We start from the raw sequence: 26743 nt of genomic DNA, 5'->3' as shown, positions 1-26743 counted from the left end.
CACCGCAGCCAGAACCAGCCTCAGAGAAGCCGTGACGGAAGCCAGCGGCTCGACCTCGTCGCGTGGTCGGGGCTTCCGGCTGCCGCACCAGTCCAAACCCGGGACTGGCTTGCCACCGTGTCACCGAGTCGGGGTAGCAGTTCCACCGCCAGGACGTGCCCGCCCCCGTCTACCGCCGTCGGGGACGCGCAGGCCCCGCCAAGCCGCCCCGGAAAGCCCCCAGGACGGAACAGCACGCGCCAGGACGAGGCGGTCCACTGATCCCCCGCTCAGGCCGTCTCCAGGCCGTCTCAGGCCGTGGCTAGGCCGTCAAACGCCACCCAACGATGACCAAGGTCAACCAACGGCACCAAACAAAAGACCAGCTCAGAGCCTTGATCGTGGCTCTGAGCTGGTGGGCGACGGACGAGTCGACCTGTACGCCGGATTCTGTGACCGGCGCGCGCCCCGAGGGGCTCGCGTCGGCGGCGGCCATCCATCTAGGCCTGCCGTCGCCGGCAGGCTCGAGCGGCCTACCCGCAGACATCGGGCGGGCCGCCCTCAAGCGTCTGCGCGGGTCGTCATCGTTGCTGATGACGGCCCTTTCTTGGCCTTGCTCCGGGTGGGGTTTACCGAGCCACCCCGGTCACCCGGGGTGCTGGTGGGCTCTTACCCCACCGTTTCACCCTTACCGTCCCCGATGGGGTCGGCGGTCTGTTTTCTGTGGCACTGTCCCGCGGGTCGCCCCGGGTTGCCGTTAGCAACCACCCTGCCCTGTGGAGTCCGGACGTTCCTCGGCGGCGGGCCGGAGCCCGCCGACGCGACCGCCCGGTCGACTCGTCCGTCGCGCACCCATCCTAACGACGTCACGGCTGCGTCTATTGCCACCCCGGGTCGACCGGCGACCGTCCCGCCGGGGGCGGGGTACTAGCCTCTGGTGACCATGGAGGTCTCCGACGCCGCGCTGCTGATCGCCGCCGGTCTCGCCGCGGGCACGGTCAATGCGGTGGCCGGCGGGGGGTCGCTCATCACCTTCCCGGCGATAATCGCGGTGGGCCTGCCGCCGGTGCCGGCCAACGTGAGCAATTCGGTGGCGGTCTTCCCGGGGTACGTGGCGAGCGTGGCGGGCAGCCGGCAGGACCTGCCGCCCCGGCGGACGGTGGCCGCGCTGGTGCCCACCACCATCGTCGGCACGATCGCCGGCGCCCTGCTGCTGCTGGCCACCCCGGCGCGGGCGTTCGAGTTGGTGGTGCCCTTCCTGGTGCTCGGGGCGACGGCGGTGCTGGCGTTCCAGGATCCGCTGCGCCGGCTGGTCGGGCATCCGCGCGACCTGTCGCCGCGCCGCCGTACGGTCACCTTGCAGACCATGGTCGCTGTCGGCGCGGTGTACGGCGGCTACTTCGGCGCGGCGCTCGGGGTGATGCTGGTCGCCGGCCTGGCCCTGGTGCTGGACGCGACGCTGGCCCGGGTGAGCGCGCTCAAGAACCTGCTCTCCGCCCTGGTCGGGCTGACGACGCTCGTGGTGTTCGCGCTGTTCGGGCCGGTGAACTGGGCGGCCGTGGCGGTGGTCGCACCGGCGACGCTGGTCGGCGGGTACGTCGGCGCGCGGCTGGTGCGCCGGCTGCCGCCGGTGGTGCTCAAGGTGCTGATCGTGGTCTTCGGCACGGTCATCGGCCTGTACCTGCTCTCGCGCGCCCTGAACTGAGCCCCGGCGGCAGGTACTCGGCCGGGCAGGTTGGCCGGCTAGGGCCTGTGTCGAAGTCGGCGGTGGTGCCTGAGCTGGCGTGACCGCTCGGCGTGTCGAAGATCGAAAATGGGTGAGGTCTCCGGTAGATGGTTCAGCGACCAAGCAGAACCTGAAACCGGAGACCTCGTGGACACCCTAGCGGTGACGAGGCGGTTCGACCTGACCGACGTGCAGTGGGCGGTGCTGGAGCCGTTGCTGCCGGCGCCGAAGCGCCCGGGTCGACCGTCGTCGTGGACCAGGCGGCAGTTGATTGATGGGATCCGGTGGCGGATCCGGGTGGGTGCCCCGTGGCGGGACGTGCCACCGCAGTACGGGTCCTGGTCGGCGGTGTATGCCCTGTTCCGGCGGTGGCAGCGCAACGGGACCTGGCAGCAGGTGCTCACCGCATTGCAGGCCCTCGCCGACGCGGCCGGGCGGATCACCTGGGACGTCAGTGTGGACTCCACCAGCGCTCGGGCCCATCAGCATGCGGCCGGAGCGAGGAAAAGGGGGATCTGCAGGCTGAACCGCCTGGCGGGGTCAGCGTCGAGCCGGCAGACCACGCGCTCGGCCGGTCCCGCGGCGGGTTGACCACCAAGCTGCACCTGGGCTGCGAGCAAGGCCAGAAACCCCTGGCAATCGTGTTGACTGCCGGGCAACGAGGTGACAGCCCGCAGTTCATCCCGGTCGTGGCCGCCATCCGTGTTCCTCGCCTGGTCACGGGCCGTCCGAGGACCCGCCCGGACCGGGTCTTGGCCGACAAGGCGTACACGTCGAAGGCGAACCGGGCCTACCTGCGCCGGCGGGGCATCGCCGCGACCATCCCGAGCAAGGCCGACCAGGACGCCCACCGACGAGCCAAGGGGTCCAAGGGCGGCCGGCCACCGGCCTTCGACCCGCACATCTACCAGCAACGTCACGCCGTGGAGTGCGGGATCAACCGCCTCAAGCGCAATCGGGCCGTGGCCACCCGGTTCGACAAACTCGCCGTGCGCTACGAAGCCACCATCCACCTCGCGGCCATCAACGAGTGGCTGTGACCGACTTCGACACAGGCCCTAGTGGTCGTTGAGGGTGAAGAAGAGCGTCCCGTGTTCGACGTCCAGGAAGGCGGCCCGCCACCGCGTGGACGGCTTCCCCTCGTCGTACGAGCGGCTGTGCAGCCACCGGGGCGCGGGTGGCAGGTACGGCGCGAGAGCGGGCCACGCGTCCGCCGGGCCGGGTTGGGGAGTTCCGGCCGGGCCGGCGGGCGCGTACGGCACGAAGTCGTACCGCTGCGCCAGTGTCCGCGCGTCCTCCGCGCGCAGCCGGACCACGCCCTGGTAGGCCCAGTCCGTCGGGCCGGGCGCGCGGCCGCACGGCTCGCCCGACGCGCGCAGCTGCCAGTGGATCTCCGGGTAGTCGCCGAGGTCCGGCAGCTCGCCGGGCGGATCCCACCGGTCGGTGCGGACCTTCGCCTCCGCGGCGCGCACCGACTCCTGGCACGTACGCGCCTCGTCCCGGTCGTCGCCGACGACCAGGATCGCGGCCCCCACGCACCCGCCGACCAGCAGCAGCGCGGTGGCGCCGCCGAGGAGGGCGACCAGCACCGGCACGCGTCTCTTCATGGTCGTCAGCGTACGAAGCGCGTCCACCCGCGCCGCACCCGGACAACCGCGTCGCCCCCGGCCGGCGGGGACCGGGGGCGAGGCGTTTCGCCAGGGCTCAGGCGACCGGTTCCGGGGCCGCGTCGGCGTCCCGGCGCTCACCGGGCACGACGCGCGCGTCGCCCTCGTCGGCGAAGTAGTCGTCCGACGTGGTGCCGTCGCCGCCGTCGCGTACCTTGGCCGCCCGCAGCACCACCGTGAGCAGCGCCGCGACCGCCAGGTTGACCAGCACCGCCACGATCCCCACGTAGATCGTCTTCGGGGTGTCGAAGCCGAAGTCGGCCAGCGGGAACGCCGAGCCGCCGAAGTGCCTACGGCCGGTCGCGGCGTTCGGGATCTGGTAGAGCATCCACATGCCCAGCCCCATGCCCGCGACCCAGCCGCCGATCAGCGCGCCGCGGTGGAACCAGCGCGTGTAGAGGCCCAGCGCCACCGCCGGCAGCGTCTGGAGGATGATCACGCCGCCGATGAGCTGGAGGTCGATGGAGAACTGCGGGTCGAGGAAGACGATGCAGGCCACCGCGCCGACCTTCACCACCAGCGAGGTGATCTTGGAGACGTTCGCCTCCTGCGCCGGGCTGGCGTCCCGCTTCAGGTACTCCTTGTAGATGTTGCGGGTGAACAGGTTCGCCGCCGCGATCGACATGATCGCCGCCGGCACCAGCGCACCGATGCCGATGGCCGCGTACGCGACGCCCGCGAACCAGTCGGGGAACTGCTGGTCGAACAGGACCGGCACCACCGTGTTGCTGTCCACGGTGCCCTCCTTCGACCCGGGCAGCGGCTTCACCCCGGCCGCGATCGCCATGAAGCCGAGCAGCGCGATCAGGCCGAGCAGCAGGCTGTACGCGGGCAGCGCCGACATGTTCCGCTTGATCACGTCGCGGTTCCGGCTGGCCAGCACGCCGGTGATGCTGTGCGGGTAGAGGAACAGCGCCAGCGCCGAGCCGAACGCCAGCGTGACGTACTGGAGCTGGTTGTTGGCGTTGAGCAGCACCCCGTCGCCTGCGTTCGGCGACGCGTCGAACTTCGCGTCGGCGGCGTCGAAGATCTCGCCCCAGCCGCCGAGCTTGTACGGCAGGTAGAGCACCGCCACCAGGATCACGATGTAGATCAGCGAGTCCTTGACGAACGCGATGAGCGCCGGCGCGCGCAGCCCCGACTGGTAGGTGTACGCGGCCAGGATCGCGAAGGCCACGATGATCGGCAGGTGCCGGGCCAGCGTGCTCTCGCCGGTCACCCCCATGGTCTTGAGCACCGCCTCGATGCCGACCAGTTGCAGCGCGATGTACGGCATCGTCGCCACGATGCCGGTGATCGCGATGAGCAGCGCCAGCACCGGCGAGTCGAAGCGCTTGCGGACGAAGTCCGCCGGGGTGACGAAGCCGTGCCGGTGCGAGACCGACCAGAGCCGGCACAGCACCAGGAACACCATCGGATAGATCACGATGGTGTACGGGACGGCGAAGAAGCCGGCCGCGCCGGCCCCGAACATCAGCGCCGGCACCGCCACGAAGGTGTACGCGGTGTAGAGGTCACCGCCGACCAGGAACCAGGTGATCCAGCCGCCGAAGTTGCGCCCGCCCAGCCCCCACTCGTCGAGGTGGGCCATGTCCTTCGGGGCCCGCCACCGGGCCGCCACGAACCCCATGGCGCTGACCAGCAGGAAGAGCACCGAGAAGACGACGATCTCGGTGAGGTGGTCGCGCCACATCAGCGACCACCCGCATCCGTACCGGCCGGCCCGTCCGACGGGGTGCCGGTCCGCTTCTTGGTCATCTGGTACACCAGCGTGGTGGTGGCCACGCCGAGCAGGATGTAGGCGAGCTGGAGCCAGTAGAAGCGCGGGAAGCCGAGGAACCGCGGCGAGTCGGCGTTGAAGAAGACGGGGATCAGGGGCACCAGGATGGGAATGAAGAGCAACCAGTTCCAGGGGCTGTGGTCCTTCGCCCGGGACCGCGCCGCCGTGGGCGCCTCCGGCTCGGGTACGGCCATTGCGACGAACCTCCGCGTGTAGATCGGCATTGATGACGGCCGGAGGCTACGACCCTGTGACGACCGTCACGCCCGTTGGTAGGAGGCTGCTGCGCCGAGTGGCCGGCATCGTGCGCCGAACGGCGGACACCCGGGCGCCTCTCCCGTCGCACGGCCACGGTGCCGTCGAATCGTCGATGTCGTCGGGCAGGGCGGCCGTCGCTCCAAGCGGAACGGGACGGGCCCGGGTGCCAAACCTCGGCACCCGTGCCCGTCCCGGCCGGTCGACGGCTCACCGCGCGGCGATCACCGCGCCGCCGTCCAGAGCAGAGCCCGGCCGAGCTGCGGTTGCAGGCCCTTCGGGTGCAGGCGGAACGTCGGGTCGGTGCCGAAGAGCACGACCCCGTTGCCGCCGGCGGACACGCCCCGCACGATGCTGGCCTGGTTGGCCGCCGCGTCCTGACCGTTGGCGCCGCCCGTCGTCCACCAGCCGGCGAGCAGCGGATCGGCCGCGTACGACTGCTCGACCGTGACGTTGCCGCCCAGACCGGTGAACCAGACCGGCTGGCTGACGAACGAGTGCGGGATGGCGCCGGCGCTGACCGGGCCGCCGGCGTTGACGACGTTGACCACCCCACTGGCCAGGCCCGGTCCGGCGGTCGCCGTCACCGACAGCAGCGCGGCGGCGTTGCTGAAGCTCGCCCCGGCGGTGCCCAGACCGACAACGCCGCCGCCCCGGGCCAGGAAGGCGTCCAGTGCGGCGCGGTTCTCCGCCGACAGGTTCGCCAGGTTGACGTTGCTGGCGACGAGGAGCACGTCGACGTCGCCGGTCAGGCCCGTGCTGAGCGTGGCGGCCGTCAGGGCCCGCGCCTCGAAGCCCAGGTCGGCCAGCGTGTCGCGCTCCTCGACGGTGCCCAGGTAGCCGACGACCACCTTGTCCAGCCGGGTCCCGCGCCAGCCGGCGGGCGCGCGTTCGAAGGTCACCGCGTGGGTACGGGCCTCCTCCCGGGCCAGTCTGCGGTTGGCGGGGGTGCCGGGAACGACGACCGAACCGTCGGCCAGGCGGTGGACCGCGACGCCCCGGCCCAACAGCGAGTTGACCGCCAGCAGGTCGGCGGCGTCGTGCAGGTCGAGGCGCAGGTCGCCGTTGCCGGCGGGAACCGCGCCCTCGGCCCGCCCGTCGTACGTCCGCTCCAGTCGGACGGCCGGGAACTCGTTCCACAGGGTCTCGACGGTGGCGCCCCAGGTGAGTCCCTGGCTCCAGGCGGCCGGGCCGGCGTAGAGGTCGTCCACCCGGTCGGTGATGTCGGCACCCGGTTCGAGCAGCGAGTTGACCAGGCCGCGCTTGGGCTGGTGCAGGTCGACCACGTACGAGCCGGCCGGGTAGCTCCGGCCGCCCGCGGTGAACGACTTCTTCGCCCGCCACACCCGCCCGCCGCTGCTGATCAACAGATCGACGAGGCGCGCGGCGGCCGGCTCCGAACGCTGACCGGCACCGGTCGGGATGACGTACGCCCGGGGGAAGGTGGTGTGGTAGTTGTCCTCCGGGCCCCAGCCCGGCACGAAGCCGTCGGGCAGGGCGCGCAGCGGCTCGCCCGCCCAGCCACGCCGGTAGACCTCGGCCTGGTCGTGCAGCACCTGCGCCCGGTTCTCCTGGATGTACCGCAGCGACGTGCGGATCGCCACCTCGTGCACGTCGGTGTTGATGCCGGAGCGCCGCACCCGCTCGGCCGGGGTGAGCGCGCCGCCGCGCGGGTTGAGCGGCGCCTCGATGGTGTACGGGATGCTGCTCTGCAACATGGCGAAGGACGGCACGTAGATCGGCGGGAAGTCGTCCCACACGCCGGGCTCGTCGTCGCGGAACGGGATGCGGGCCCGCTGGGTCTCGGCGTACCCGAGACCACGCAGGTCCTCCTCGATCGCCAGCGCGTTCGGCAGGCCGTGCTTGATGTAGAGGTCGTACTCGTTGTTGACGTTGTGCGGCGGGGTGCTGGGGTGCAGCAGCGTCGGACTCACGTAGCCGTGCAGGTCGAGCGTGATGATCGGCTTCGTGTCGATGATCAGCTCGCGGATCAGGTTGGTCTCGGGCTGCGCCACCACCGTGAGGTCCCGGTTCAGGTCGTAGCCGGCGGAGTTGGCGCGGGTGCCGGCCACCCGGCCGTCCGGGTTGGCGGTGACGTTGAAGACGAGACGGTTGCGCCGCAGCAGCCCGGCCACCTCGGGGCTGGTGCTGGTGGCCAGGTCCTCGATGACCCGCAGCGCCGCGTCGGTGCCCTCCCACTCGTTGCCGTGGATGTTGGCGTTGACGAAGAGCGGCGTCTTGTAGCCGGCGAGCAGTTGCCGGTCGCGCTGGGCCCGGGCCGGCTCGTCCTCGATGAGGCGCTTCCAGATCTCCTGCTGCCGGGCCTCGGCACGGGTCTCCGGCGCGGTCACCGTGACCGCGTACAGGTCGTAGCCGCCGGCCGACTTCCCGGCCACCCGGGCGGAGACCCGGTCGCTCGTGGCCTGGAGGGCGTTCAGCTTCGGCGCGATGTCGTCGTAGGCGATGACGCCGATCGGGATCGAGGCGTCCGCCGGGTTGTCGGGCCAGACCGGCAGGGTGCTGCGCTGGGGATAGCCCCGGACGTCGGCGATGTCGGTGGCGCGCGGGGGCACCGCCGGCAGCGCCGAGGCGCCCGCCGGAGCGGCCCACGCCGCCGTCCCGAGCAGGGAGACGGTCACCGCCGTCGCGGTGAGCCGGGGAAGAAGTCTGTTGAGGGACAAGGACAGTCTCCTGTCACGAGGGAGTACGCACAGGCGGACGCGCCGCAGGGCCGGAGACCTGCGGAGTCGGGAAACGCCAGCAGCGTGCGAGAGAGGGGGGAGAGAACCCGGCGTCAGATGGGGCGTCGACAGGCGGCGCTGGCGACGCGCAGGAGGTCGATGTGACCCCGCTTCGTCAGATGGACGCTTCGCACGGGACCGATCTTGAAGGGCTGCCGGGCGGCCTGTCAACGGATTCGCAGGATCGTCACGACCTTGACGAATCCTGCCGGCCGGCGCTGCCTGGCCGACGGTGGCGCGGCGGGGCGGTGTCGTTGCTGGCCGACCGGGGTGAGGCAGGCGGTGTCGTCGGCCGGGCTAGCCGACGGAGGTGAGATGGGCGGTGTCGTTGACCGTGCGGACGGCCACCCCGCCGTCGGGCCACCTGTCGAGCACCGAGATGCCGGCCGCGTCCAGGAAGAGCCGGTGCAGGAAGCCGTCGCCGGCCGCGAGGGCGTCGCGCAGCACCAGCTTGATCGGCGAGACGTGCGAGACCACCACCACGGTCTCCCCCGGGTACGCCCGGCACAGCCCGTCGACCGCGCGGCGGCAGCGCTCGGCGACGTCCGCGAACGACTCGCCGCCCGGCGGGGCCACCCGGGTCGAGGCGAGCCACGCGTCCATCTCGCCCGGCCACTCCTCGCGGACCTCGGCGAAGGTGCGCCCCTCCCAGTCCCCGAAGTCGCACTCGACGAGGTCGTCCTCGCGGCGTACCGGCACACCGCCGAGCGCCTCGGCGATCGCCTCGGCGGTCGCCGTACACCGGGACAGGGGTGAGCTGACCACGGCCGCGACGGTCGGGGCCAGCGCGGCCACCCGGGCGGCCGTGGCCCGGACCTGGGCCCGGCCGTGCTCCGACAGCGGCACGTCGCCGCGGCCGGAGTAGCGGCGCTGCTCGGTGTACGGGGTCTCGCCGTGCCGGACCAGGACGAGGCGGGTGGCGGTGAAGCTCGGGCGCGGCTCCCAGGAGGCGGGCGCGGTGGCCGGATCGGTGCCCGTGGTCGACGCCGACGCGGCGCGGGCGGCCACCTCACGGGCCCGCGCGCGGGCCGGCGAGTCGGGGCCGGCGACCTCGCGCGGCGGCTCCACGACGCGTGGCGGCGCGGCGGCGGCCCGGGCCGGGGCCTTGCCGGCGGCGGCGTCCATGGCGGCGTTGGCGAGGGCGTCGGCGTGCCGGTTGCGTTCGCGGGGGATCCACTGGAACCGGACGGCGTCGAAGCGCTTCACCAGCCCGGCGGCCTGCGCGGCGAGCGGACGCAGCCCGGGGTGCTTGATCTGCCAGCGGCCGCACATCTGCTCGACCACGAGCTTCGAGTCCATCCTCGCCTCGACCTCGGCGGCGCCCACCTCGGCGGCGGCCTCCAGCCCCGCGATCAGCCCCCGGTACTCGGCGACGTTGTTGGTGGCGACGCCGAGCGACTCGCTCCGCTCGGCCAGCACCTCACCGGTGTCCCGGTCGCGGACCACCGCGCCGTAGCCGGCCGGGCCGGGATTGCCCCGGGACCCGCCGTCGGCCTCGACGACGACCACGCGCGGCGCCACGGGACTACAGGCCGGACTCGTTGGTGCGGACCATGATCCGCCGGCAGTCCTCGCAGCGGACGACCTCGTCCGGGTCGGCCTTGCGGATGCGGGCCACGTCGGCGCCGGAGAGCTCCAGGCGGCAGCCGCCGCACCGCCCGGCGGTCAGCAGCGCCGCGCCGAGCCCGGTGTCCTCGCGGATCTTGTCGTACAGCTTAACCAGGTCGGCCGGGAGGTCGGCCGCCAGCGGCTGGCGGGCGCCACGCTTGAACTCCTCCTCCTTGGCGATCTCGGCCAGGCTCGCGTCGCGGCGCCGCTCGGCGTCGTCGCGCTTCTCCCGTACGTCCGCGAGCCGCTTCTCGACGCCGTCCAGCACGCCCTGGGCCGTCTCCCGCTGCTCCATCAGCTCCAGCTCGGCGTCCTCCAGGTCGCCCTGGCGGCGGTTGAGCGAGGCCAGCTCGTGCTGGAGGGCCTCCAGCTCCCGGGCCGGGCCGGTGCCGGCGGTCAGCCGGGCCTCGTTCTTGGCCTTGCGGGCCCGCACCTGGTCGACGTCCTTCTCCATGCGGGCGATGTCCCGATCCAGGTCGTCGACCGCCACCTGGGCGCGGACCCGCTCGTCCTCCAGCGCGGACAGCTCCCGGGCCAGCGCGTCCAGCTCGGCCCGCTCGGGCAGCGACCGGCGGCGGTGGGCGAGCTGGGCGAGGGTGGTGTCGATCGCCTGGAGGTCGAGCAGGCGGCGCTGGACCTTGGGGTCAGCCTTCACGGTCGGGGCTCCTTCTCGTCCACCGCGGGTGGGGCGGCGTGTACGGTCCACGGGTCGGTGTCCCGGTCGGACACCAGCGTCTCGACACCCGTCGCCTCCCGCAGGAGGGCGGCCAGGTCGTCCAGCCACGGTCGTTCCGTCGCCCAGTGGGCGGCGTCGAGCAGGGCCGGGCCGCTGGCGGCCAGGTGCTCGCCGGCCGGGTGGTGGCGCAGGTCGGCGGTGAGGTACGCGTCCACCCCGGCCGCCGTCGCGTCGGCGAGGAAGCCGTCCCCCGCGCCGCCGCTGACCGCGAGGGTACGAACGATACGCCCGGGATCCCCGGCGGCGCGAACTCCCCAGGTGGTGGCGGGCAGCACGGCGGCGGCGTGCCGGGTCAGCTCCGCCAGCGTCATCGGCTCCGGCAGCTCGCCGATGCGGCCGATCCCCCGGCCGTCGCCGTGCGCGGGCGAGCCGGGCGCGGGCCGGTGCAGCGGGCGCAGCCCGGTCAGGCCGAACCGGGCGGCGAGGGCGTCGGAGACCCCCGGGGCGGCCACGTCGGCGTTGGTGTGCGCGACGTACAGCGCGACGTCGGACTTGATGAGCTGGTGGACGATGCGGCCCTTGTAGGTCGTGGGGGCCACCGAGGAGACGCCGCGCAGCAGCAGCGGATGGTGGGCGACGATCATGTCGACGGCGGCGTCGAGCGCCTCGGCGACCGTCTCCGGCACCACGTCGACCACGCAGAGGACCCGGCGTACCGGGGCGGACGGCTCACCGAGCACCAGCCCGACCCGGTCCCAGTCCTCGGCCCAGGCCGGCGGATAGTGCCGCTCCAGCTCGGCGACCACGTCGGCGACGGTCGGCGGGACTGCGTTGGTGCTCACGGCGGGCCAGCTTACCGGCGCTGGCTGCGGCCGAGGGTGTCGCCCACCGACGCGACGGCGTGTCCCACCGCCGTGCTGGCGCGCCACGAGCGGGGAAGGGTCCCTCGCCAACGCTGTGCGTCAGCGGGGGACCCTTCCTCACGCTTCAGGCGACGGGGCAGAGCCGGTCCCGTACGGCGGCCAGGCCCAGGGCCCACGGGAAGGAGTCCACGTGGCGCTCGCCGGTGCCCGGCGGGTGCAACGGCACGACGTCGTCGCCGAAGAGCACCGTCACCCCCCACTCGGCGAGCCGGGCGATGCCGGCGCGGAAGGCCGGATGGTTCGCCATCGCCGCGTTCGTGTACGGCACCGCCACCACCGGTACGCCCAGCCCCTGCCCCTCCACCAGCAGCCCGAGGGCCAGCGTGTCGGTGATCCCGGCCGCCCACTTGTTGACGGTGTTGACCGTCGCCGGGCAGACGATGAACGCGTCCGCCTGCGGCAGCACGTCCAGGTCGCCCGGATTCTTGTAGTGGGTGCGGACCGGATGGCCGGTCTGCCGGGCCAGCGCGGCCCGGTCGACGAACTTGGCGCCGTCCGGCGTGGTGACCACGCAGACGTCCCAGCCGTCCTGGTGGGCCAGCTCGACGAGCCGGCCGACGTGGCGGGCCAGCGGCGAACCGCAGGCGATGACGTAGAGCACCTCACGGCGCTCGCTGCTCGGGTGCGGGCCGGTCATCAGGCCGGCTCCGCGCTCATACCCCTACTCCCATGTGCTCAGCCAACTCCGCAATCGGAGAAGGCGGCGCACCACGTGTGCGACGCAGGATGTCCGACATCACCTCGTGGGCGATCGGCCGGCAGCGGATCTCCGACGGCGCGAGGCGGTCACCGCGCAGCAGCATCTCGCCCGCGTTGGCCACGTCGCCGATGTGGGCGAAGCCCCGGGCGATGTCGAGCAGGTGGTGGGCCCGGCGCTCGGGCAGCAGCGCGTTGAACGCCGCCTCCTGGATCCGCTTCTGGTGCACCTCCACCGCCCGGCCGCCGTCGCCCAGCTCGACCGCCGCCGCCGCGCGGTGCAGCTCGATGTTGGTCGGCCCGAACGAGGTCCAGTAGTGGTTGTGGTCGCCGCCCAGCAGGAGGGCCGCCTCGTGCGCGCCGTTGATCAGGTCGTCGACCGTGGCGGAGTCGCCGATCCGGGCGGCGGCCATCGCGCCCTGCAACAGCAGCATCCCGTAGACCGACAGCAGGGCCGGGGACGCCTCGTTGTCGCCACCCGGGGCGAGCCGGTTGGCGATGGTGACGTTCAGTTCGAGGGCGGGCCGGGGCCGGCCCATGGCCACCAGCGCGTTGCAGACCCGGGTGGTGGCGATGCCGGCCAGCAGCGGGTCGTCGGCACGCTGGGCGACCGCCATCGAGCGGTCGGCGGCCAGCCAGGCCAGGTCGCACTCGCCGAGCTTGCGCAGCACCGAGGAAGCGATCTGGTAGACCTGCCCGAGCAGGTGGGCCGCCTCGCGGGCCTGGTCGCCGCCGTGGCCGGCGTCGGCGGCCTGCGCGTCGCGCAGCAGCTTCGGCAGCGCCCGGGTGAGCATCCCGTACCGGCCGTACTGGTAGGTGAGCCAGGCGTGGTTGACGGCCTTGCGCATGTCGGCCAGGGGCGGCGGGTACGACACGGCGTCGAAGTACGCGCTCATCGAGTCGTAGCGCTCCAGGGCCGCCCGGATCTCCTGCACCTCCACCTGGTCGATGCAGTTCAGCGCGTCCGTACGCCGCTCGGGGTCCTTGCCCAGCAGCAGCTGCACGTCGACCTGGAGGATGGCGGCGATCTCGTAGACGACGGAGAACTTGTCCAGCCGGCGCACCCCGCGCTCGACCTTGTCCACCCAGCTCTTCGACTTGCCCAGCCGATCCGCGAAGACCTGCTGCGACATCTTGCGCCGCACCCGCCAGTAGGCCACCCGCCGCCCGATGGGCAATTCCTCCATCTACCCGTTCCTCCCCAGTGCCCGCTCGAGCGGGCGTGCCGGCCGGTTCCCCGGTTTCGGCGATCCGTACGTGCTCAGGTTTTCGCTGGTCGCACAGCGTGTGCGTCAGCCGTACAGCCAGTCCTCGTAGTTTTCGTGCAAGTTGCATCAGCCGTTCGTCAGCTCAACGATCGCGGATTACGGCAGTGACGGTGCTCGACATGCGACCTGGGCACCGGCCGGGGTCCGGCGAGGGGAGATGGCACATGTGGGGGAATGTCGCGCCGCGCGTCGTTCAACTGTCCCCGTTGGAGCGGGTACGGCTGCGCCGGGTGGCGGTGCGCTACGCCCTGCACGGCTGGGACGTCACCCCCGGCGCCTGCCTGGCCCGCAGCCGCTTCGTCTGCGGGCGGGCCGGCTGCCCGACGGTCGGCTGCCATCCCGCGCTGGAGAACTGGGAGCACGCGGCGAGCGCCGACCCGGCCCGGGTCGCGACCTGGTGGCGTACCCGGCCCCACGGGGTGCTGCTGCCCACCGGGCGGGCGTTCGACGTGCTGGAGGTGCCGACGCACCTCGGCCGGCACGTGCTGGACGCGGTCCGGACGCACCCGGCCGGCGTCGGCGTACGCGGGCCGGTGCTGGTGACCCCGACCGGCCGCTGGATGTTCCTGGTCCGCCCCGGCGACCCGCTCCGTCCCGAACTGGAGCACTGCTTCCACGTGGTCCGGCACGGGACGGGCTCGTGGATCCCCGCCCCGCCGACCCGGCTGCCGGAGGGCACCGTGCGGTGGGCGGTGGCGCCCGAACAGGCCCGTTGGCAACTCCCCGACTCCTATCTGGTGCAGAACGCGCTGATCGAGGCCCTGCGGGCCACCGGCGTCACGCTCACCTCCGACCTGCTCCCCGGGCACCTGCCGCTGCCGCGCCGGGGCATGTGACGCCGGGCCGACAGCGACGCCCGGGGGTCGGCGCTCGTTGGGTACCACGACGGCGCACCCGCGCCGGGAGCGGGGGTTACATGTCCACCGACGACACCACGCGCCAGCCGGACGGCACGGAGCCGCCGCCGCGGCACCACCGGCCGCGCCGCCGCTGGCCGGTCACCCGTCCCGTCGGCTCCCGCCCGGGACGCCCCCGACCCGTCGGCTCCCGTCCGGCCGTCACCCGCCCCTTCCGCTGATCCTCAGTCGGCCAGGGGCAGGCCGGTGGAGTGCAGCAGCCGGGCGTCGTCGGTGACGACCGCGTGCCGGTGCCCCGGCAGGCCGTCGAGCCAGCCCAGGCCGGCCGGGCCCATCGCGACGGCCGCCGTGGCGTACGCGTCGGCCAGCCCGAGGTCCGGCCCGACCACGGTGACCGAGCGCAGCCCGGTGGCCGGTACGCCCCGACGCGGGTCGAGCACGTGGTGGCCGCGCTCGTAGACGCCGGACGTGGCCACGGCCAGGTCGGTGCCGGCCAGCACGAGACACGTGGACATCGCGTCCCACGGGTGCCGCACGCCGATCCGCCACGGTCGCCCGGCCGGGGAGTGGCCGCGTACCCGCACGTCGCCGCCGGCGTTGAGGCAGTGGTTCGCCGCCCCGGCCACGAGCAGCCGGTCCGAGGCGACCTGCACCGCCCAGCCCTTCACGTAGCCGGACGGGTCGAGCCGCCCGGTGGCGTACGCGTCGAAGAAGCCGTCGGTGGCCTGCCACAGGTCGGCGCAGCGCGCCAGCACGGCCCGCAGGTCCGCGCCGGCCTCGGCGGGCCGCAACTCGCCCCGGTCGACGCGGCACACCTCGCTGTCCGCCCGGTACGTGCTGAACCGGGCGTCGACCTCGCGCAGCCAGGCGAACACCCCCGACGCCAGCTCGTCCAGTTCGGCGGCGGGCAGGTCGTCGGCGAGGTCGAGGCTGATGGCGGTGCCCATGACCTGCTCGACCCGGCGCAGCCCCGGCCTGGTCGCCGGTGCGTGCCCGCCCGCGTCGGCCCGCGCCACCACCGCCGGCGGGCACCCGCCCGTCGCCGGCACGTCAGTTCGCCCGGTCGATGGCGGCCTGCAACGACTGCTTGTACGAGGTGCTCGTGGCGGTCGCCCCGGAGACGGTGTCCACGTTGGCGCTCTGCCGCTGCACCACCAGCCCCGAGGTGCCGCTGTAGCGGCCGTCCACCTGCTCGCTGCGCTGGTCGGACTGGGCGGTCTTCTCGGGCAGTTCCAGGGCCACCACGTCGACGATCCGCGTACCGGAGAGGGTGATCTGCACCTGGACGTTGCCGTACTCGTTCTCCACGACCGGTCCGGTGACGGTGCGCGTGGTCGGCGCGGCGGGTCTGGTGGTGGTACGCGGCGCGGACGGCGCCCGGGTGGTGGCGTCGGGCCGGCTCGCGGGCGGGCGGGTGGCGGTGCGGCCGGGCCGGGGGGACGCGCTGGTGCCGGCCGGTGACGGCGCGGCGGAGACCGCGCCGTCGGTCGGGGTCGGACCGGCGGGCGCGGAGGCCACCGGCGGAGGCACCGCCGGCAGGTCCCGGGCGACCGGGCTGGTGCCCGGCGAGCCCTTCAGCACCACCATGGCGGTGGTGCCGGCCGCCAGGCCGGTGATCGCGAGCAGAGCGCGACGCATGGGGGCCTTCCTACAGCTCGAACGTGGCGAGGTGGATCTGCCGGCGGGGCACGCCGGCCTCGCGGAGCGCCCGCAGCGACTGCTCGACCATGCCGGGGGGTCCGCAGAGGTAGACGTCGCGCCGGGCGACGTCGGGCACCAGCCGGCACAGCCCGTCCGGGCTCATCACCTGGCGTGGCCCGGCATCGTCCCGGGAGCCGACGACGTACCAGATCGCGGTGTCGCGGGCCTCGGCGAGCCAGTCCAGCTCGCGGTGCAGCAGGACGTCGGCCGGGGTACGGGCACGGTAGATCAGCGCGGCGCCGGGCGGCAGCTCCTCCAGCAGGGCCCGGATGGGGGTGATCCCGCTGCCGCCCGCGATCAGCAGGGCCCGCTCCCGGGTCCGGTGGGCGGCGGTGAAGGTGCCCGACGGCCCCTCCGCCCAGACCCGCGTGCCCGGTTCCAGGTCACGCAGGTCGGCGGTGTGCCTGCCGACCACCTTGACGGTGAGCCGCAGCCAGCGGCCGTTCGCGGCGGCGGAGACCGAGAACGGGTGCGCCTGCCACCAGCAGCCCCGGGCGAGGAAGCGCCAGCGGAAGTACTGCCCACCGAGCAGTTCCAGCCGCTCCAGCCGGTCGCCGGTCAGGTAGATGGAGACGGTGTCCGGGCTCTCGGCGACCACGTCGGCGACCCGCAGCCGGTGCCGCAGGTTGAACGCCAGCGGCGCGAGCACCCGGCCCCAGAGCAGGGCGGCGAGCACGAGCGCGTACATGGCGATCCACCCGGTGCGCACCGGGCCGGGCCGGAACAGCTGCGCGCCGTTGCTGAACTGGTGGGCGAAGCCGAGCAGCAGCACCGCGTAGCTCGACAGGTGCAGGGCGTGCCACAGCTCGTAGGGCAGCACGGTCCGGATCGCCCGGACGCTGGTGAGGCCGACCAGCACCAGGATCCCGGCGGCGGCGAACGCGGAGACCATGTCCTCGTAGTCGCGCAGCAGCACGCCGGCCTCGGTGAGCACCGGGTTGTCCTCCAGGCCGGCGTAGCCGACCAGGATCAGCGACGCGTGCGCGAGCACGGCGACCAGCAGGGTGGCCCCGACGTCGCGGTGCCAGCAGGCGATCCGCTCGCCGCCGGCCCACCGCTCCAGCACCGGCAGGCGGCTCATCATCAGCACCTGCACGAGCAGCAGGTAGCCGGCGACCAGGCCGGCGATCTGGCCGGCGGCGGTCACGGTGGCGGCGGTCGTCCGCAGCGACCCGGGCGGGGTGTCCAGCCACCAGGGCAGCACGCTGGCGAGGAGGCCGACGACGAGCAGCACGGCCAGCAGCCGCCGGCCGCCGGGCCCGCGCCGCGGCGGCACCAGCGGGCGTACGTCCGCAGCCGGCCGGCCGCCGCGGCGGGACGGGGTCGTCCCGGCGCGGCGGCCGGCGGCGTGGGTGCGCGGGTACGTCACGCGTACAGCTTCATCGGGCGGTACTTCTGCCGGGGGAAGATCTTGTCCACCTCCGCGTTGGTGAGCCCGAAGCGGCCCTGGGCGACGGCCCCGTAGACGTTGAACATGTTGTTGTACTCGGGCACGTCGCCGGAGTCCAGGTCGTTCAGCCCGTTCCAGGTGCCCAGCAGCGAGCCGGCGAGCTTGCGCCCGGAGAGCACGGTGACCACCCCGCCGTGGCCGTGGTCGGTGCCACCGCCGTTGGAGGCGACCCGCCGGCCGAACTCGCTGGAGACCATGATGGTCACGTCGGCCGACTTCTCCCCCAGGTCGGTGAAGAACGCCGCCATGGCGCTGGCCAGCTCGTTCAGCCGCCGGTGCAGCTGACCGCCGTCGCGGGTGCCCTGGTTCTCGTGGGTGTCGTAGCCGCCCATCCCGACGGTGGCGACCCGGACGTTCGCCCCGCCCTTGATGAGCTGGGCGAGCTGCTGGAACGCGTACCCGACGCCCTTGTACTCGACGCCCTCGGCCGCCTGGTACGGCTTCGCGGCGAGGCGCTGCGCGGTGGCCAGCGCGCCCAGGCCGTCCTGCACGGCCTCCTGCACCGGATGGTTGATCCCGGTGAAGAGCCCCTTGATCGCCTTCTCGGTCGCGGCCCGGTACCGGTCGTCGCCGTTGAGCCGCAGCGAGCCGACGCTGTTGAGCGAGATCGCGCCGTTGGTGCCGACCAGCGAGCGGGGCAGCGTACTGCCGATGCCGACGCTGCGGAACGCGGTGCCCGTGCCGAGCGTGTCGACCAGGCTGTCCAGCCAGCCCCGGCCGCCGGTCTCGCTGGGCAGGCCGCCGAGGTTGCAGGCGTCCGCGGCCTGGAAGTGGCTGCGGGAGAGCCGCTCGTCGGAGACCGCCGGGACGAAGCCCAGGTTGCCGCTCTTCAGCCACGGCTCCAGCGGCTTGAACGCGCTGGTCAGCTTGAAGCCGCGACCCAGCGCCAGGGAGTCGTCGCCGAGCAGCAGGTCGGGGCGGGCCTTGGCGAGCACCGGGTCGTCCGCCGGCGCCGCCAGACTCAGCCCGTCCAGCCCGCCGTAGAGGAAGACGTGGATCAGCGTGCCGGTCTTCGTCGCGGCGAACGAGGCGGAGGTGGTGACGAACTGGGCCGTCGCGAGGGCGGTGGCCGTGGCGGCGGCGCCGGCCACGAACGTCCGCCGGGTCACGCCGCGACCGTCCTGCTGGGCCTCCTCCAGGTCCTCCAGCCGCCGGTAGCGGTCGGCCTCGGCGGCGTTCTCGGCGGCGACGATGTCGGCCTCGGCCCGCAGCAGCGCCTCGGCCGGGTTGTCAGCCAGCCGCCGCACGTCGGGGCATTCGGGGTGCAGAGGGAACGTGTGCACAGTCTTCTCCATCGGGTGCCTCACCGGAGGTGGTGCTGGGGGGAAGCGAGGATCGCCCGCGCTACGGCGGTGACGGCCCCGTCGAACGTGGCGTCGACCTTGTCGCCGGCCGACACGCCGGCCACGCCGAGGATCAGGGACCGCTCCCGGGCGCTCAGCTTCTGACCCACCAGCCGCAGGGCCAGCGCGTCCACGTACGCCCCGGCGGTGGCCGGGGGTCTGGCCACCAGCTTCTCGGCCGGCGTGTAGGTGAAGACGGTGCGCCGGCCGGCGAGCAGCTCGCCCGCCTCGTTCCAGCCGTTGACCATCGTGCCGGCAGAGGTCCAGGCCACGTAGACGTCCGGGTAGCCGTCGGGGGTGGGCTGGCCCATCGGGTACTGGCCCAGCTCGCGCATCCGGTCGTGGACCTGCCGCAGCCCCCGGGCGTACGGGGTGCGCTTGCTGTCGCCGTTGTCGTGCTTCGGCGACGCCTCCGGGGAGACCCCGAGGGCCCGGTACGTGGCGACCAGGTACTCCATCGGCCGGCGCACCTTCTGGCCCACCGCCGCCCAGAACTCGGAGGAGCTGAACAGCGTCATCAGCACCGGCTTGATCATGCCCTTGTTCAGGCTGTACGACTTCGCCAGCCGCTCCACGAGGGACTTCGGCGGGGTGTCCGAGACGAAGCGGGTGGCCAGGCTCTGCGCCACGTACTTCGCGGTGGACGGGTGCAGCGCGATGTAGGTGATGTACGCGTCGATGGCCGCCTCGGCCTTCTTCGCGTCCTTCGAGTCGTTCGCGTGGGTGAAGCCGAGGACCTTCACCTTGCCGACGTAGTGCCGCTCCGGGCGGAACACGTACTTGCCGTCGCTGACGCCGCGACCGGTCTGGAGCAGGGCCGCCTGCCGGACGTCCTTCTCGGTGTAGCCGCCGTCGACGCCCACCGAGTACAGCTCCAGGTTCTCCCGGGCCAGGTTCTCGTTGACCGCGTCGGCGCGGGAGTCGTTCTGGTTGAGGTAGAGCAGCAGCGCCGGGTGCCGGTTCGCGGCCAGCAGCATCTCGGGGTAGCTGCCGAGGGCGTGCGCCCGGACGACGTCCCGGTCGAAGGACGCGCGGTGGACCTCGCCGCCGTCGAAGTCCGCGGCGACGTGCAGGAAGTCGTTCCAGAAGTCGACCATCACCTCGAAGAGCTGCCGGTTCGACCAGATCTGCCGGGCGATGGTGGCGTCCACCATCTCCTTCTCCGGCTGTGCACCGCGCTCGTTGAGCTGTTCGCGCTGCTCACGCAGCTGCGCGGTGCTGAGCTTCAGCGTCGGCAGCTCGGCCAGCTTCAGCTCGGCCTTCGTCGGGGCGATCTTGTCGGGGTCGAGCTGCCAGCGCAGCCAGCCGTCGATGCCCCGCTCCTTGATGTCGGCGAGGACCTGCCCGGTGGCGCCGAAGGTGGCGCGGCGGGCCAGGTGCAGCACCGGGTCCTTGGCGAGCACCGTCTTGACGGTCACCTTGGTCTCCGCGGCGGCGGCAGCCGGCCCGGAGAAGGTCCGGCCGCCGGTCGGCGCGTTCTTCTTCAACGCCTCGCCGGCCCGGGAGCCCATGTAGCTCTCGTTCTGCTCGGTGTAGGTGCGCACCGTGCTCGGCTGCTGCCCGCTGGGACGGGCGGGGGTGCCGTCGGTGACCGTGGTGCCGGTGGCGTCAGCGGCGACCGCCCCGTCGCCGAAGAGGCTGCGGATCTGCGGGCTCATCGCCAGGGCGGCGCCACCGGCGACCACGGCCGCGGTGCCGCCGAGGGCGGCGAGGGCCTTGCGTCGGCCGACCTTCCCGCCGGGCTCGTCGCCGTCGTCCAGGTTGGGCAGTCCGGGGCCGGGCGACGGCGCGGCGGCCTGCCGGCCGAAGCCCTCCGGGCCGACCCACTGCGGCCCGCGCGCGGGCGGCTGACCGGCGTTGGCGTACCGCCCCTGCGGGTCGGGGGCGTGTCCACTCTGGTGCGGGGCGCGCGCGTCGTGGCCGTACGGGGTGGGGGCGTGGCTGTCGCGGTGACGGTCGGCGCCGGGGTACTGCCGTCCGTCCCAGCCGCGGTCGTCCCGCGGTAGACGTGGTGGCACATTCTGGTCGGCCATGTACCAATCCGTTTCTGCTGCGCCGCGACGACTGACACCGGGCACGGGTGCAGGTGCGGCGGCTCGTGCCTGAGGGGGGTTGCTCCGCAAGGTAGTGAAGCGTCCGAGCGCCATCAAGCAGCGCCGGAAGCCCCCGGGACGGCACTTAAGACGGCGCTCAGCACCGGTCGGCGACGGCCGAATTCCGCACACGCCGGTACGGACCTCGCGAGCAGGGCGTACGCGCCACGGCCGGGACCGGACGCGACGACAGCCGACGGAACGGCACGGGCGGGCACATTCATCGTCACAGGCAAATTTAAGGTACGGCTAAGCCTGCGCTGAGACGACTTTCCCGCGCTCCCCGAGGGCGACTCCACGCGGCCCGGGTGCGCCGCCCGGACGGGGCCGCAAAGTAGGAGCAGGACCGGAGCGTGAGCCGCCACCACAGCGGGTATGCCGCCGAACCGCTGAACACGTGAGGGGAAGGCACATGCTCAGCAAAGAGGATCAGCGCAGGTTCGAGCAGATCACCCGTCAGCTCCGGGAGAGCGATCCGGCGTTCTTCGCCAGGCTCGACAACCGGGCCCGGGGCCGGCGCGGCCGATGGCTGCTGCTGTTGACCATCGTGCTGTGGGCCTCGCTGCCGGCGATGACCGTGCTGGCCGGGCGGGTGGCCGGGGCCATCTGCGCGGTGCTCCTGGTGGCCAACGCCGCGGTCATGTGGTGGTTGCGCCGCCGGTGGCTGTGACCCGGGATCCCGTTCGGCCTGCGCGCAGCAGGTGCCGGCGCCCTCGGCCGGGTCGGTCGGCGGGCCGGCGGGTCGGCCGGGGGACGTCGTCCGCCGCCGGCCTCACGGGCCGAGCAGCCGGTACGCCCGCCGCAGCCGCTCGACGAGGCCGGGCCCGCCGATCGCGGGGGCCGGCGCGCCGAGTTGCCGCAGCAGCAGATCCGGTCCGGTCGACAGGCTCGGTGGCCGGTCGGGCAACGGCACCGGCGGCAGCCAGAACCGGTCGACCGCGTCGGCCAGTGGCGCCGACGGCAGGCCGGCGAGCGCCCGCGCGGCCCCGACCGGGGCGACGTCCACGGTGTCCCGGCCGGCCTTCGACCCGGTCAGGTCCGCGTGCCCGACGACGGATCCGGCCGGCGCTGCGGCGCCCTGCTCAGCGTCGTCCCGCCCGGACGGCGCGGCAGCGCGCGTGCCGTCCGGTGCGACTGCCGGCGGCTCGCCGCCGCCCACGGCGCCGGCCCGGAGGACGCGCAGCCGGTCGAGCAGCTCGGCCCGGCTGCGTCCCCGCCAGTGCAGCAGTTGGAACGGGTCCGCGTCGAACGCCTCGGCGAGCAGGTAGAACGTGGCCGCCAGGTGCTTGCAGGGGACGGCGAAGTCGGGGCAGCTGCACCGTTGACGCAGCTCCGCCACGTCGGCGGGGAAGAGCGGGGCGCCGGCCGCGACGAACAGCTCCTCCAGTTCCGGGGGCAGGTCGCCGGCGAGCAGCCGGGCGCTGAAGAACGCCTGGGCGGCCAACTCCGCCTCGACGCGGGCCCAGAGCGCCTCCGGGAACACCGGCAGGGCGATGCTCACCTCGTACGGTCGCGGGCGGGAGCCCTGCACGGCGGCGGCGACGGTGCCGGCGGCGACGTCCAGGCGGATCACCTGACCCGCCCGCGCGTACGACCGGCCACGGGTCAGCCGGGTGCCGAGGGCGAAGGACTCCAGCACCTCCAGGAACCGCCGCGACCACCAGGACCGGCCGATGGCGCCGCGCGTACTGCGCGCCTTCAGCCCGCCGTCGACCCGGCGCGGCGGGCCGTAGTCGGCGAACCGGCCGCTCGCCGGCTGCCCGCTCACTCCACCACCGCCCCGGCCTCCAGCGTGAACAGCTCGCGCAGTTGCGTCGTGGACAGCTCCGTGACCCACTGCTCGCCGGTGCCGACGACCGAGGCGGCGAGGCTGCGCTTGTCGGCGATCAGCGCCGCCACCTTCTCCTCCACCGTGCCGGCGCAGACGAACTTGCGGACCTGCACCCGGCGCCGCTGGCCGATGCGGAACGCCCGGTCGGTGGCCTGGTCCTCGACCGCCGGGTTCCACCACCGGTCGACGTGCACCACGTGGTTTGCCTCGGTGAGGGTGAGCCCGGTGCCGCCGGCCTTCAGGGACAGGACGAAGATCGCCGGTCCCCGGGGGGACTGGAACCGGGTGACCATGGCGTCCCGGTCGGCCTTGCCGACCCCGCCGTGCAGGAAGAGCACCTCGCGGCCGAACCGGGCCGACAGGTGCCCGCGCAGCATGCCGCCGAACTCGGCGTACTGGGTGAAGAGCAGGGCCCGCTCCCCCGCCGCCAGGACCTCCTCCAGGATCTCCTCCAGGCGGGCCAGCTTGCCGGAGCGGCCGGGCAGCGCCGAGCCGTCGCGCAGCAGCTGCGCGGGGTGGTTGCAGACCTGCTTGAGCCGGGTCATGGCGGCGAGCACCAGCCCCCGTCGCTCGATGCCGTCGCTGGACTCGATCCGAGCCAGCATGTCGTCGACGATCGCCCGGTAGAGCGAGGCCTGCTCGGCGGTGAGGTTGCAGAGCACCTCCATCTCCAGCTTCTCCGGCAGGTCGGAGATGATCGAGGAGTCGGTCTTGAGCCGGCGCAGCACGAACGGGCCGGTGATCCGGCGCAGCCGCTCGGCCGCCTCGGCGTCGCCGTGCCGCTCGATCGGCTCGGCGTACTTCTTGCGGAAGGTCGCCGCCGGTCCCAGCAGCCCCGGATTGGCGAACTGCATGATCGACCAGAGGTCCGCCAGCCGGTTCTCCACCGGCGTCCCGGTGACGGCGATCCGGTGCCGGGCGGGCAGTGCGCGGACGGCCTCGGCCTGCCGGGTGGCGGCGTTCTTGATGGCCTGGGCCTCGTCGACCACGACCCGCCGCCAGTCGATGCCGGCCAGGTCGACCGCGTCGCGGGCCGCGACCGAGTAGGTGGTGAGGACCAGGTCCGCGTCGTGCACGGCCGTGGCGAACGCCTCGCCCCGCGCCCGCTCCGCGCCGTGGTGCACGTGTACGCGCAGCCCCGGCGTGAACCGCGCCGCCTCCCGCTGCCAGTTGCCCACCAGCGACATCGGGCAGACCAGCAGGGTGGGGCCGGCGCCCGGCGGGTCCCCGGCGAGCAGGGCGAGCAGTTGCACCGTCTTGCCCAGCCCCATGTCGTCGGCGAGCACCCCGCCGAGCCCGAGGGACTGTAGGAACGCCAGCCAGGCCAGCCCCCGACGCTGGTACGGCCGCAGCGTGCCGTGGAACGCCGGCGGCGGGTCCAGCGGGGTGAGCCGCCGCTCCACCGCCCCGGCGAGCAGGTCGCCGAGCGCGCCGTCGGCGCTGACCTCCAGCACGGGCAGCGCGTCCGGCTGCTCGGCGTCGGCCAGGCCGAGCCGGAGCAGGTCGGCGACGGTCAGCTCGCCGGAGGAGCGGAGCAGCCGCAGGCCGGCGGCGAGCCGCTTCGGGTCCAGCTCCACCCACTGCCCGCGCAGCCGCACCAGCGGGGTCTTCAGCGCGGCCAGCGACGCCAGCTCCTCGGCCGTGAGCGGCTGGTCGCCGAGGGACACCTCCCAGCGGTAGTCGACGAGGGCGTCCAGCCCCACCCCGCCGACGGTGGCGGCGACGGTGCCCGGGGCCGTCCGGCTGCGGGCCTGCAACCGGGCGCCCAGCCGGGACGACGGGCGCCGCCACCAGGACGGCAGCAGCACGGCGAACCCGGCGGCGTGCAGCACCGGTGCGCCCTCGCGCAGGAACCGGTGCGCCCCCTCGACGTCCAGTTCCAGGGCCTCCGGGGTGGCCGCGCGCAGGGCGGTGTCCAGCTCGGACCAGAGCCGGCTGGCGCGGCCCAGCTCGGCGAGCAGGGTCTCCTGTGGGTCGTCGCCGCGACCGGCCAGCCCGGCGACGGTCTCCGGTGCCCGCCAGACCTGCCCGGCGTCCACGTGCAGGCTCGGCTCGTCGGCCGCCTGGAGGCCGAACTCGACCCGCCACCGCCCGGGCGCGCCCACCGTCGCCGCCGCCTCGGCGGGCACCACGACGACCGGCTCGGTGACCTCCTCGGCCGGCGGCTCGATCAGGCGGAAGCTCGCCCGTACCGCGCCGCCGGCCGCGTCGCGCTGCCAGACGTCCAGCTCGGCGCGGAGGGTGTCCAGCCCGGCCGGGTCGGCGGCGAACTCCCGCACCGGCCCGGTGAGCGCGGCCAGCCAGGCCGGCACGGCGCCGTTCGGGCGTACGCCCCGGGCCAGTGCGGTCTCCGCCAGGGCGGCCCGGACGGCGGCGTCGGCGAGCGCGTCGAGCGCGTCGGCGACCAGCGCGCCCGGCGCGTGGTCGGTGTCGGGGCGGGACGGCGTGCCGGCGGCGGCACGGCGACGCCCCGGTCCGTCCTGGCCGCTGGCGGCGCGGGCGGCCGGGGGCAGGGCCAGCGCCAGCGCCCTGGCCCAGGCGGCGTCGGTGCCGGTCAGCAGCGGTCGCCACACCGCGCGGGCGGTGACCTCCGCCCGGTTCCCGCCGGCCTCCGACGGTTCGGCGAGGCCGGGCAGGACCCGGCCCCGGGTCGTCAGGTCGACCGCGAAGTCGGCCAGCTCGGCGAGGTGGCGCAGGGTCGCGCCCGGCACGGCGGCCAGCTCGGCGAGGCCGCGCAGCAGGGTCAGCGCGGCATCGAGGGCGTACCGCAGGACGGGGACCCGCCACCCGGCGAGGGTGACCGCCCCGCGGACCGCCCCGGCGACCTCGGGGCGGACGAGTTCCGGCGAGTCCAGCGGCGCGCCGGACCGGGTGGGGAGGGTGAGCAGGGCCGTGCCGAGGTCGGTCGGCTCGGCCGTGGCGGCCAGCGCGGCGGCGAGCGTGGCGTGGTCGGCGGCGAACGGGTGCGGCCGTTCCCGGGGCGCCCGGCCGGGGCGGCGCGGCGCGTGGGCCGGCAGCGTGCTGTCCTCGGCCCAGACGGCGAGCCCGGCGTCCGGACGCCAGACCCCGTGGACGACCAGCACGTGTCCCCCTCCTCGCGACGACCCGGCGAGGATATCGGTCCGGCCCCGCCGGCCCCGACCAGCACGCCGCCGACCGCTTCCGCGACAGCCGACAGCCGGGCGGCCGGGAGCGGACGGCGGGGCTAGGGTCGGGCGGGTGTACGACCTTCTCGTGATCGGCGGTCTCGGTGTCGACGTGCGGGTGCGGGTGCCGGAGATCCCGCTGCCGGCCGCCGACTCCGTACCGGTCGACCCGATCGACCTGCGGATCGGCAACACCGGCGCCGGGGTGGCGCTCGCGGGGCACGCGCTGGGGCTCCGGGTGGCGCTGGTGGACGTCGTCGGCGCCGACCCGGCCGGCGACGTGGTCCGGGCCGCGCTGGCCCGTACCTCCGTGCACGCCGTGCTGGGCGAGGCCCCCGCCGGCACCCGGCGGTCGGTGAGCCTGGTCGACCCGGCCGGCCGGCGCATGTCGCTCTACGACCCGCGCCCCTGGCACGGGCCGCCCCCGTTTCCGGCGGGCGAGCTGACGGCGCTGGCCCGGGCAGCGACCCACGTCCACCTGTCAATCATGGACTGGACGCGTCCGCTGCTGCCGGCCCTGCGTGCCGCGCTGCCCGACGGCGTCGCCCTCTCCACCGACCTGCACGACTGGGACGGTGCGAACGCCTACCACCGGCCCTTCGCCGAGGTGGCCGACCTCGTCTTCGTCAGTGGCGTGCGGCTGGGTGCGGGGGCCGGCGCGCTCGCCGCCGCGCTGGCGCCCCGCACGGTGCTGGTGACCCGGGGCGCGGACGGCGCCGAGGTGCACTCCGGCGCGGGCGACCCGACGCGCGTGCCCGCCGCCGTGCCGCCCGCGCCGGTCGTCGACACCAACGGCGCGGGGGACGCCTTCGCGGCGGGCGTGATCGCCGGGCGGCTGCGCGGCGCGGCGCTGACCGACGTGGCGGCGTACGCGGCCCGGGTCGCCGCGGCGGCCTGCACCCACGACGGGATGGAGTATCCGCCCGGCCTGCTGCCCCGTCGCTGACGGCGCGGCTCGTCGCCGGCGCCCGGTCAGCGCGTCGGCGGCGGGGCGAGCCGTACG

At 74.1% G+C, this 26743-nt stretch carries 21 protein-coding genes, 1 other RNA gene and 2 pseudogenes; 5 read left to right on the top strand and 19 right to left on the bottom strand.

Annotation, left to right across the window (positions count from 1 at the left end):
* Positions 1 to 402: 402 nt before the first annotated feature.
* Positions 403 to 819: RNase P RNA component class A (rnpB, locus tag ACGFIR_RS22200), an RNA gene on the bottom strand.
* A gap of 103 nt (positions 820 to 922) precedes the next feature.
* On the opposite strand from rnpB, the gene ACGFIR_RS22195 reads away from it, so the two are divergent.
* Positions 923 to 1684: a sulfite exporter TauE/SafE family protein gene (locus tag ACGFIR_RS22195; RefSeq protein ID WP_393146871.1), complete on the top strand. Its 762-nt coding sequence runs from the start codon at positions 923 to 925 to the stop codon at positions 1682 to 1684.
* A gap of 183 nt (positions 1685 to 1867) precedes the next feature.
* Positions 1868 to 2745 (top strand): IS5 family transposase gene (locus ACGFIR_RS22190; RefSeq protein ID WP_393147276.1). Its coding sequence is split into 2 segments (ribosomal slippage): positions 1868 to 2219 and positions 2219 to 2745, totalling 879 coding nucleotides; the frame shifts between segments, so codons are not numbered across the junction.
* Between the two features lie 18 nt (positions 2746 to 2763).
* Here the strand turns inward: ACGFIR_RS22190 and ACGFIR_RS22185 are convergent.
* From ACGFIR_RS22185 to ACGFIR_RS22140, 10 genes are all read right to left on the bottom strand, one after another.
* Positions 2764 to 3312 carry a hypothetical protein gene (locus tag ACGFIR_RS22185; protein ID WP_393146869.1) on the bottom strand — a complete coding sequence of 183 codons (549 nt, stop codon included), beginning with the start codon at positions 3310 to 3312 and terminating at the stop codon, positions 2764 to 2766.
* 97 nt (positions 3313 to 3409) lie between these two features.
* Positions 3410 to 5065, bottom strand: coding sequence for a monocarboxylate uptake permease MctP (gene mctP / locus ACGFIR_RS22180; protein WP_393146867.1), 1656 nt, complete (start codon positions 5063 to 5065; stop codon positions 3410 to 3412).
* Positions 5065 to 5346: a DUF3311 domain-containing protein gene (locus ACGFIR_RS22175; RefSeq protein WP_393001876.1), complete on the bottom strand. Its 282-nt coding sequence runs from the start codon at positions 5344 to 5346 to the stop codon at positions 5065 to 5067. Before ACGFIR_RS22175 ends, mctP begins: the two co-directional genes overlap by 1 nt.
* A 285-nt stretch (positions 5347 to 5631) precedes the next feature.
* Positions 5632 to 8088, bottom strand: coding sequence for a M14 family zinc carboxypeptidase (locus ACGFIR_RS22170; protein WP_393146865.1), 2457 nt, complete (start codon positions 8086 to 8088; stop codon positions 5632 to 5634).
* Between the two features lie 113 nt (positions 8089 to 8201).
* A complete protein-coding gene (locus ACGFIR_RS22165) occupies positions 8202 to 8282 on the bottom strand; it encodes a putative leader peptide (RefSeq protein ID WP_393002887.1) in 81 nt (26 codons plus the stop codon).
* Positions 8283 to 8445: 163 nt separating this feature from the next.
* Positions 8446 to 9669, bottom strand: a complete 1224-nt coding sequence (locus ACGFIR_RS22160; protein WP_393146863.1) for a bifunctional RNase H/acid phosphatase — start codon at positions 9667 to 9669, stop codon at positions 8446 to 8448.
* A 4-nt stretch (positions 9670 to 9673) separates the two neighbouring features.
* On the bottom strand, positions 9674 to 10411 hold the full coding sequence (locus ACGFIR_RS22155; protein ID WP_393146861.1) for a zinc ribbon domain-containing protein: 738 nt from the start codon (positions 10409 to 10411) through the stop codon (positions 9674 to 9676).
* Positions 10408 to 11238, bottom strand: coding sequence for a Nif3-like dinuclear metal center hexameric protein (locus ACGFIR_RS22150; RefSeq protein WP_393147274.1), 831 nt, complete (start codon positions 11236 to 11238; stop codon positions 10408 to 10410). Before ACGFIR_RS22150 ends, ACGFIR_RS22155 begins: the two co-directional genes overlap by 4 nt.
* Before the next feature lie 181 nt (positions 11239 to 11419).
* Positions 11420 to 11992: a flavoprotein gene (locus ACGFIR_RS22145; RefSeq protein WP_393001868.1), complete on the bottom strand. Its 573-nt coding sequence runs from the start codon at positions 11990 to 11992 to the stop codon at positions 11420 to 11422.
* A gap of 16 nt (positions 11993 to 12008) precedes the next feature.
* Positions 12009 to 13238: a helix-turn-helix domain-containing protein gene (locus ACGFIR_RS22140; protein ID WP_393001866.1), complete on the bottom strand. Its 1230-nt coding sequence runs from the start codon at positions 13236 to 13238 to the stop codon at positions 12009 to 12011.
* Between the two features lie 245 nt (positions 13239 to 13483).
* Here ACGFIR_RS22140 and ACGFIR_RS22135 point away from each other — a divergent pair, with 245 nt between their 5' ends.
* Positions 13484 to 14155 carry a bifunctional DNA primase/polymerase gene (locus ACGFIR_RS22135; RefSeq protein ID WP_393146859.1) on the top strand — a complete coding sequence of 224 codons (672 nt, stop codon included), beginning with the start codon at positions 13484 to 13486 and terminating at the stop codon, positions 14153 to 14155.
* A 245-nt stretch (positions 14156 to 14400) separates the two neighbouring features.
* Here the strand turns inward: ACGFIR_RS22135 and ACGFIR_RS22130 are convergent, their stop codons facing one another.
* The 5 genes from ACGFIR_RS22130 to ACGFIR_RS22110 all read right to left on the bottom strand — a co-directional run bounded on the left by ACGFIR_RS22130 (position 14401) and on the right by ACGFIR_RS22110 (position 20703).
* A complete protein-coding gene (locus tag ACGFIR_RS22130; RefSeq protein ID WP_393147272.1) occupies positions 14401 to 15123 on the bottom strand; it encodes an FAD:protein FMN transferase in 723 nt (240 codons plus the stop codon).
* 103 nt (positions 15124 to 15226) lie between these two features.
* A complete protein-coding gene (locus ACGFIR_RS22125) occupies positions 15227 to 15814 on the bottom strand; it encodes an FMN-binding protein (RefSeq protein WP_393146857.1) in 588 nt (195 codons plus the stop codon).
* Between the two features lie 10 nt (positions 15815 to 15824).
* Positions 15825 to 17246, bottom strand: a complete 1422-nt coding sequence (locus tag ACGFIR_RS22120; protein WP_393146855.1) for a ferric reductase-like transmembrane domain-containing protein — start codon at positions 17244 to 17246, stop codon at positions 15825 to 15827.
* The gene (locus ACGFIR_RS22115; RefSeq protein ID WP_393146853.1) at positions 17243 to 18610 is read right to left on the bottom strand and encodes a DUF1501 domain-containing protein; all 1368 of its coding nucleotides are present in this window, start codon (positions 18608 to 18610) and stop codon (positions 17243 to 17245) included. Before ACGFIR_RS22115 ends, ACGFIR_RS22120 begins: the two co-directional genes overlap by 4 nt.
* A gap of 20 nt (positions 18611 to 18630) precedes the next feature.
* Positions 18631 to 20703 carry a DUF1800 family protein gene (locus ACGFIR_RS22110; protein WP_393001856.1) on the bottom strand — a complete coding sequence of 691 codons (2073 nt, stop codon included), beginning with the start codon at positions 20701 to 20703 and terminating at the stop codon, positions 18631 to 18633.
* 472 nt (positions 20704 to 21175) lie between these two features.
* On the opposite strand from ACGFIR_RS22110, the gene ACGFIR_RS22105 reads away from it, so the two are divergent.
* Complete coding sequence (locus tag ACGFIR_RS22105) at positions 21176 to 21433, top strand: DUF3040 domain-containing protein (protein WP_393001854.1); 258 nt, start codon at positions 21176 to 21178, stop codon at positions 21431 to 21433.
* 102 nt (positions 21434 to 21535) lie between these two features.
* Here ACGFIR_RS22105 and ACGFIR_RS22100 read toward each other — a convergent pair whose 3' ends face one another.
* From ACGFIR_RS22100 to ACGFIR_RS22090, 3 genes and pseudogenes are all read right to left on the bottom strand, one after another.
* Positions 21536 to 22531: an SWIM zinc finger family protein gene (locus tag ACGFIR_RS22100; protein ID WP_393001853.1), complete on the bottom strand. Its 996-nt coding sequence runs from the start codon at positions 22529 to 22531 to the stop codon at positions 21536 to 21538.
* Positions 22528 to 24687, bottom strand: a pseudogene (locus tag ACGFIR_RS22095) (DEAD/DEAH box helicase); the annotation flags it as partial. The gene ACGFIR_RS22100 and the pseudogene ACGFIR_RS22095, both read right to left, overlap by 4 nt.
* A 68-nt stretch (positions 24688 to 24755) precedes the next feature.
* A pseudogene (locus ACGFIR_RS22090) lies at positions 24756 to 25677 on the bottom strand (ATP-dependent helicase); the annotation flags it as partial.
* Between the two features lie 136 nt (positions 25678 to 25813).
* Here ACGFIR_RS22090 and ACGFIR_RS22085 point away from each other — a divergent pair.
* Positions 25814 to 26686 carry a carbohydrate kinase family protein gene (locus tag ACGFIR_RS22085; RefSeq protein ID WP_393146851.1) on the top strand — a complete coding sequence of 291 codons (873 nt, stop codon included), beginning with the start codon at positions 25814 to 25816 and terminating at the stop codon, positions 26684 to 26686.
* Positions 26687 to 26743: the final 57 nt, after the last annotated feature.

The sequence above is a fragment of the Micromonospora sp. NPDC049051 genome, from assembly GCF_043197575.1.
Classification (GTDB): domain Bacteria; phylum Actinomycetota; class Actinomycetes; order Mycobacteriales; family Micromonosporaceae; genus Micromonospora.
The sequence above is the reverse complement of the archived record's forward strand: the minus strand, read 5'-3'. Positions and strand labels throughout refer to the sequence as shown.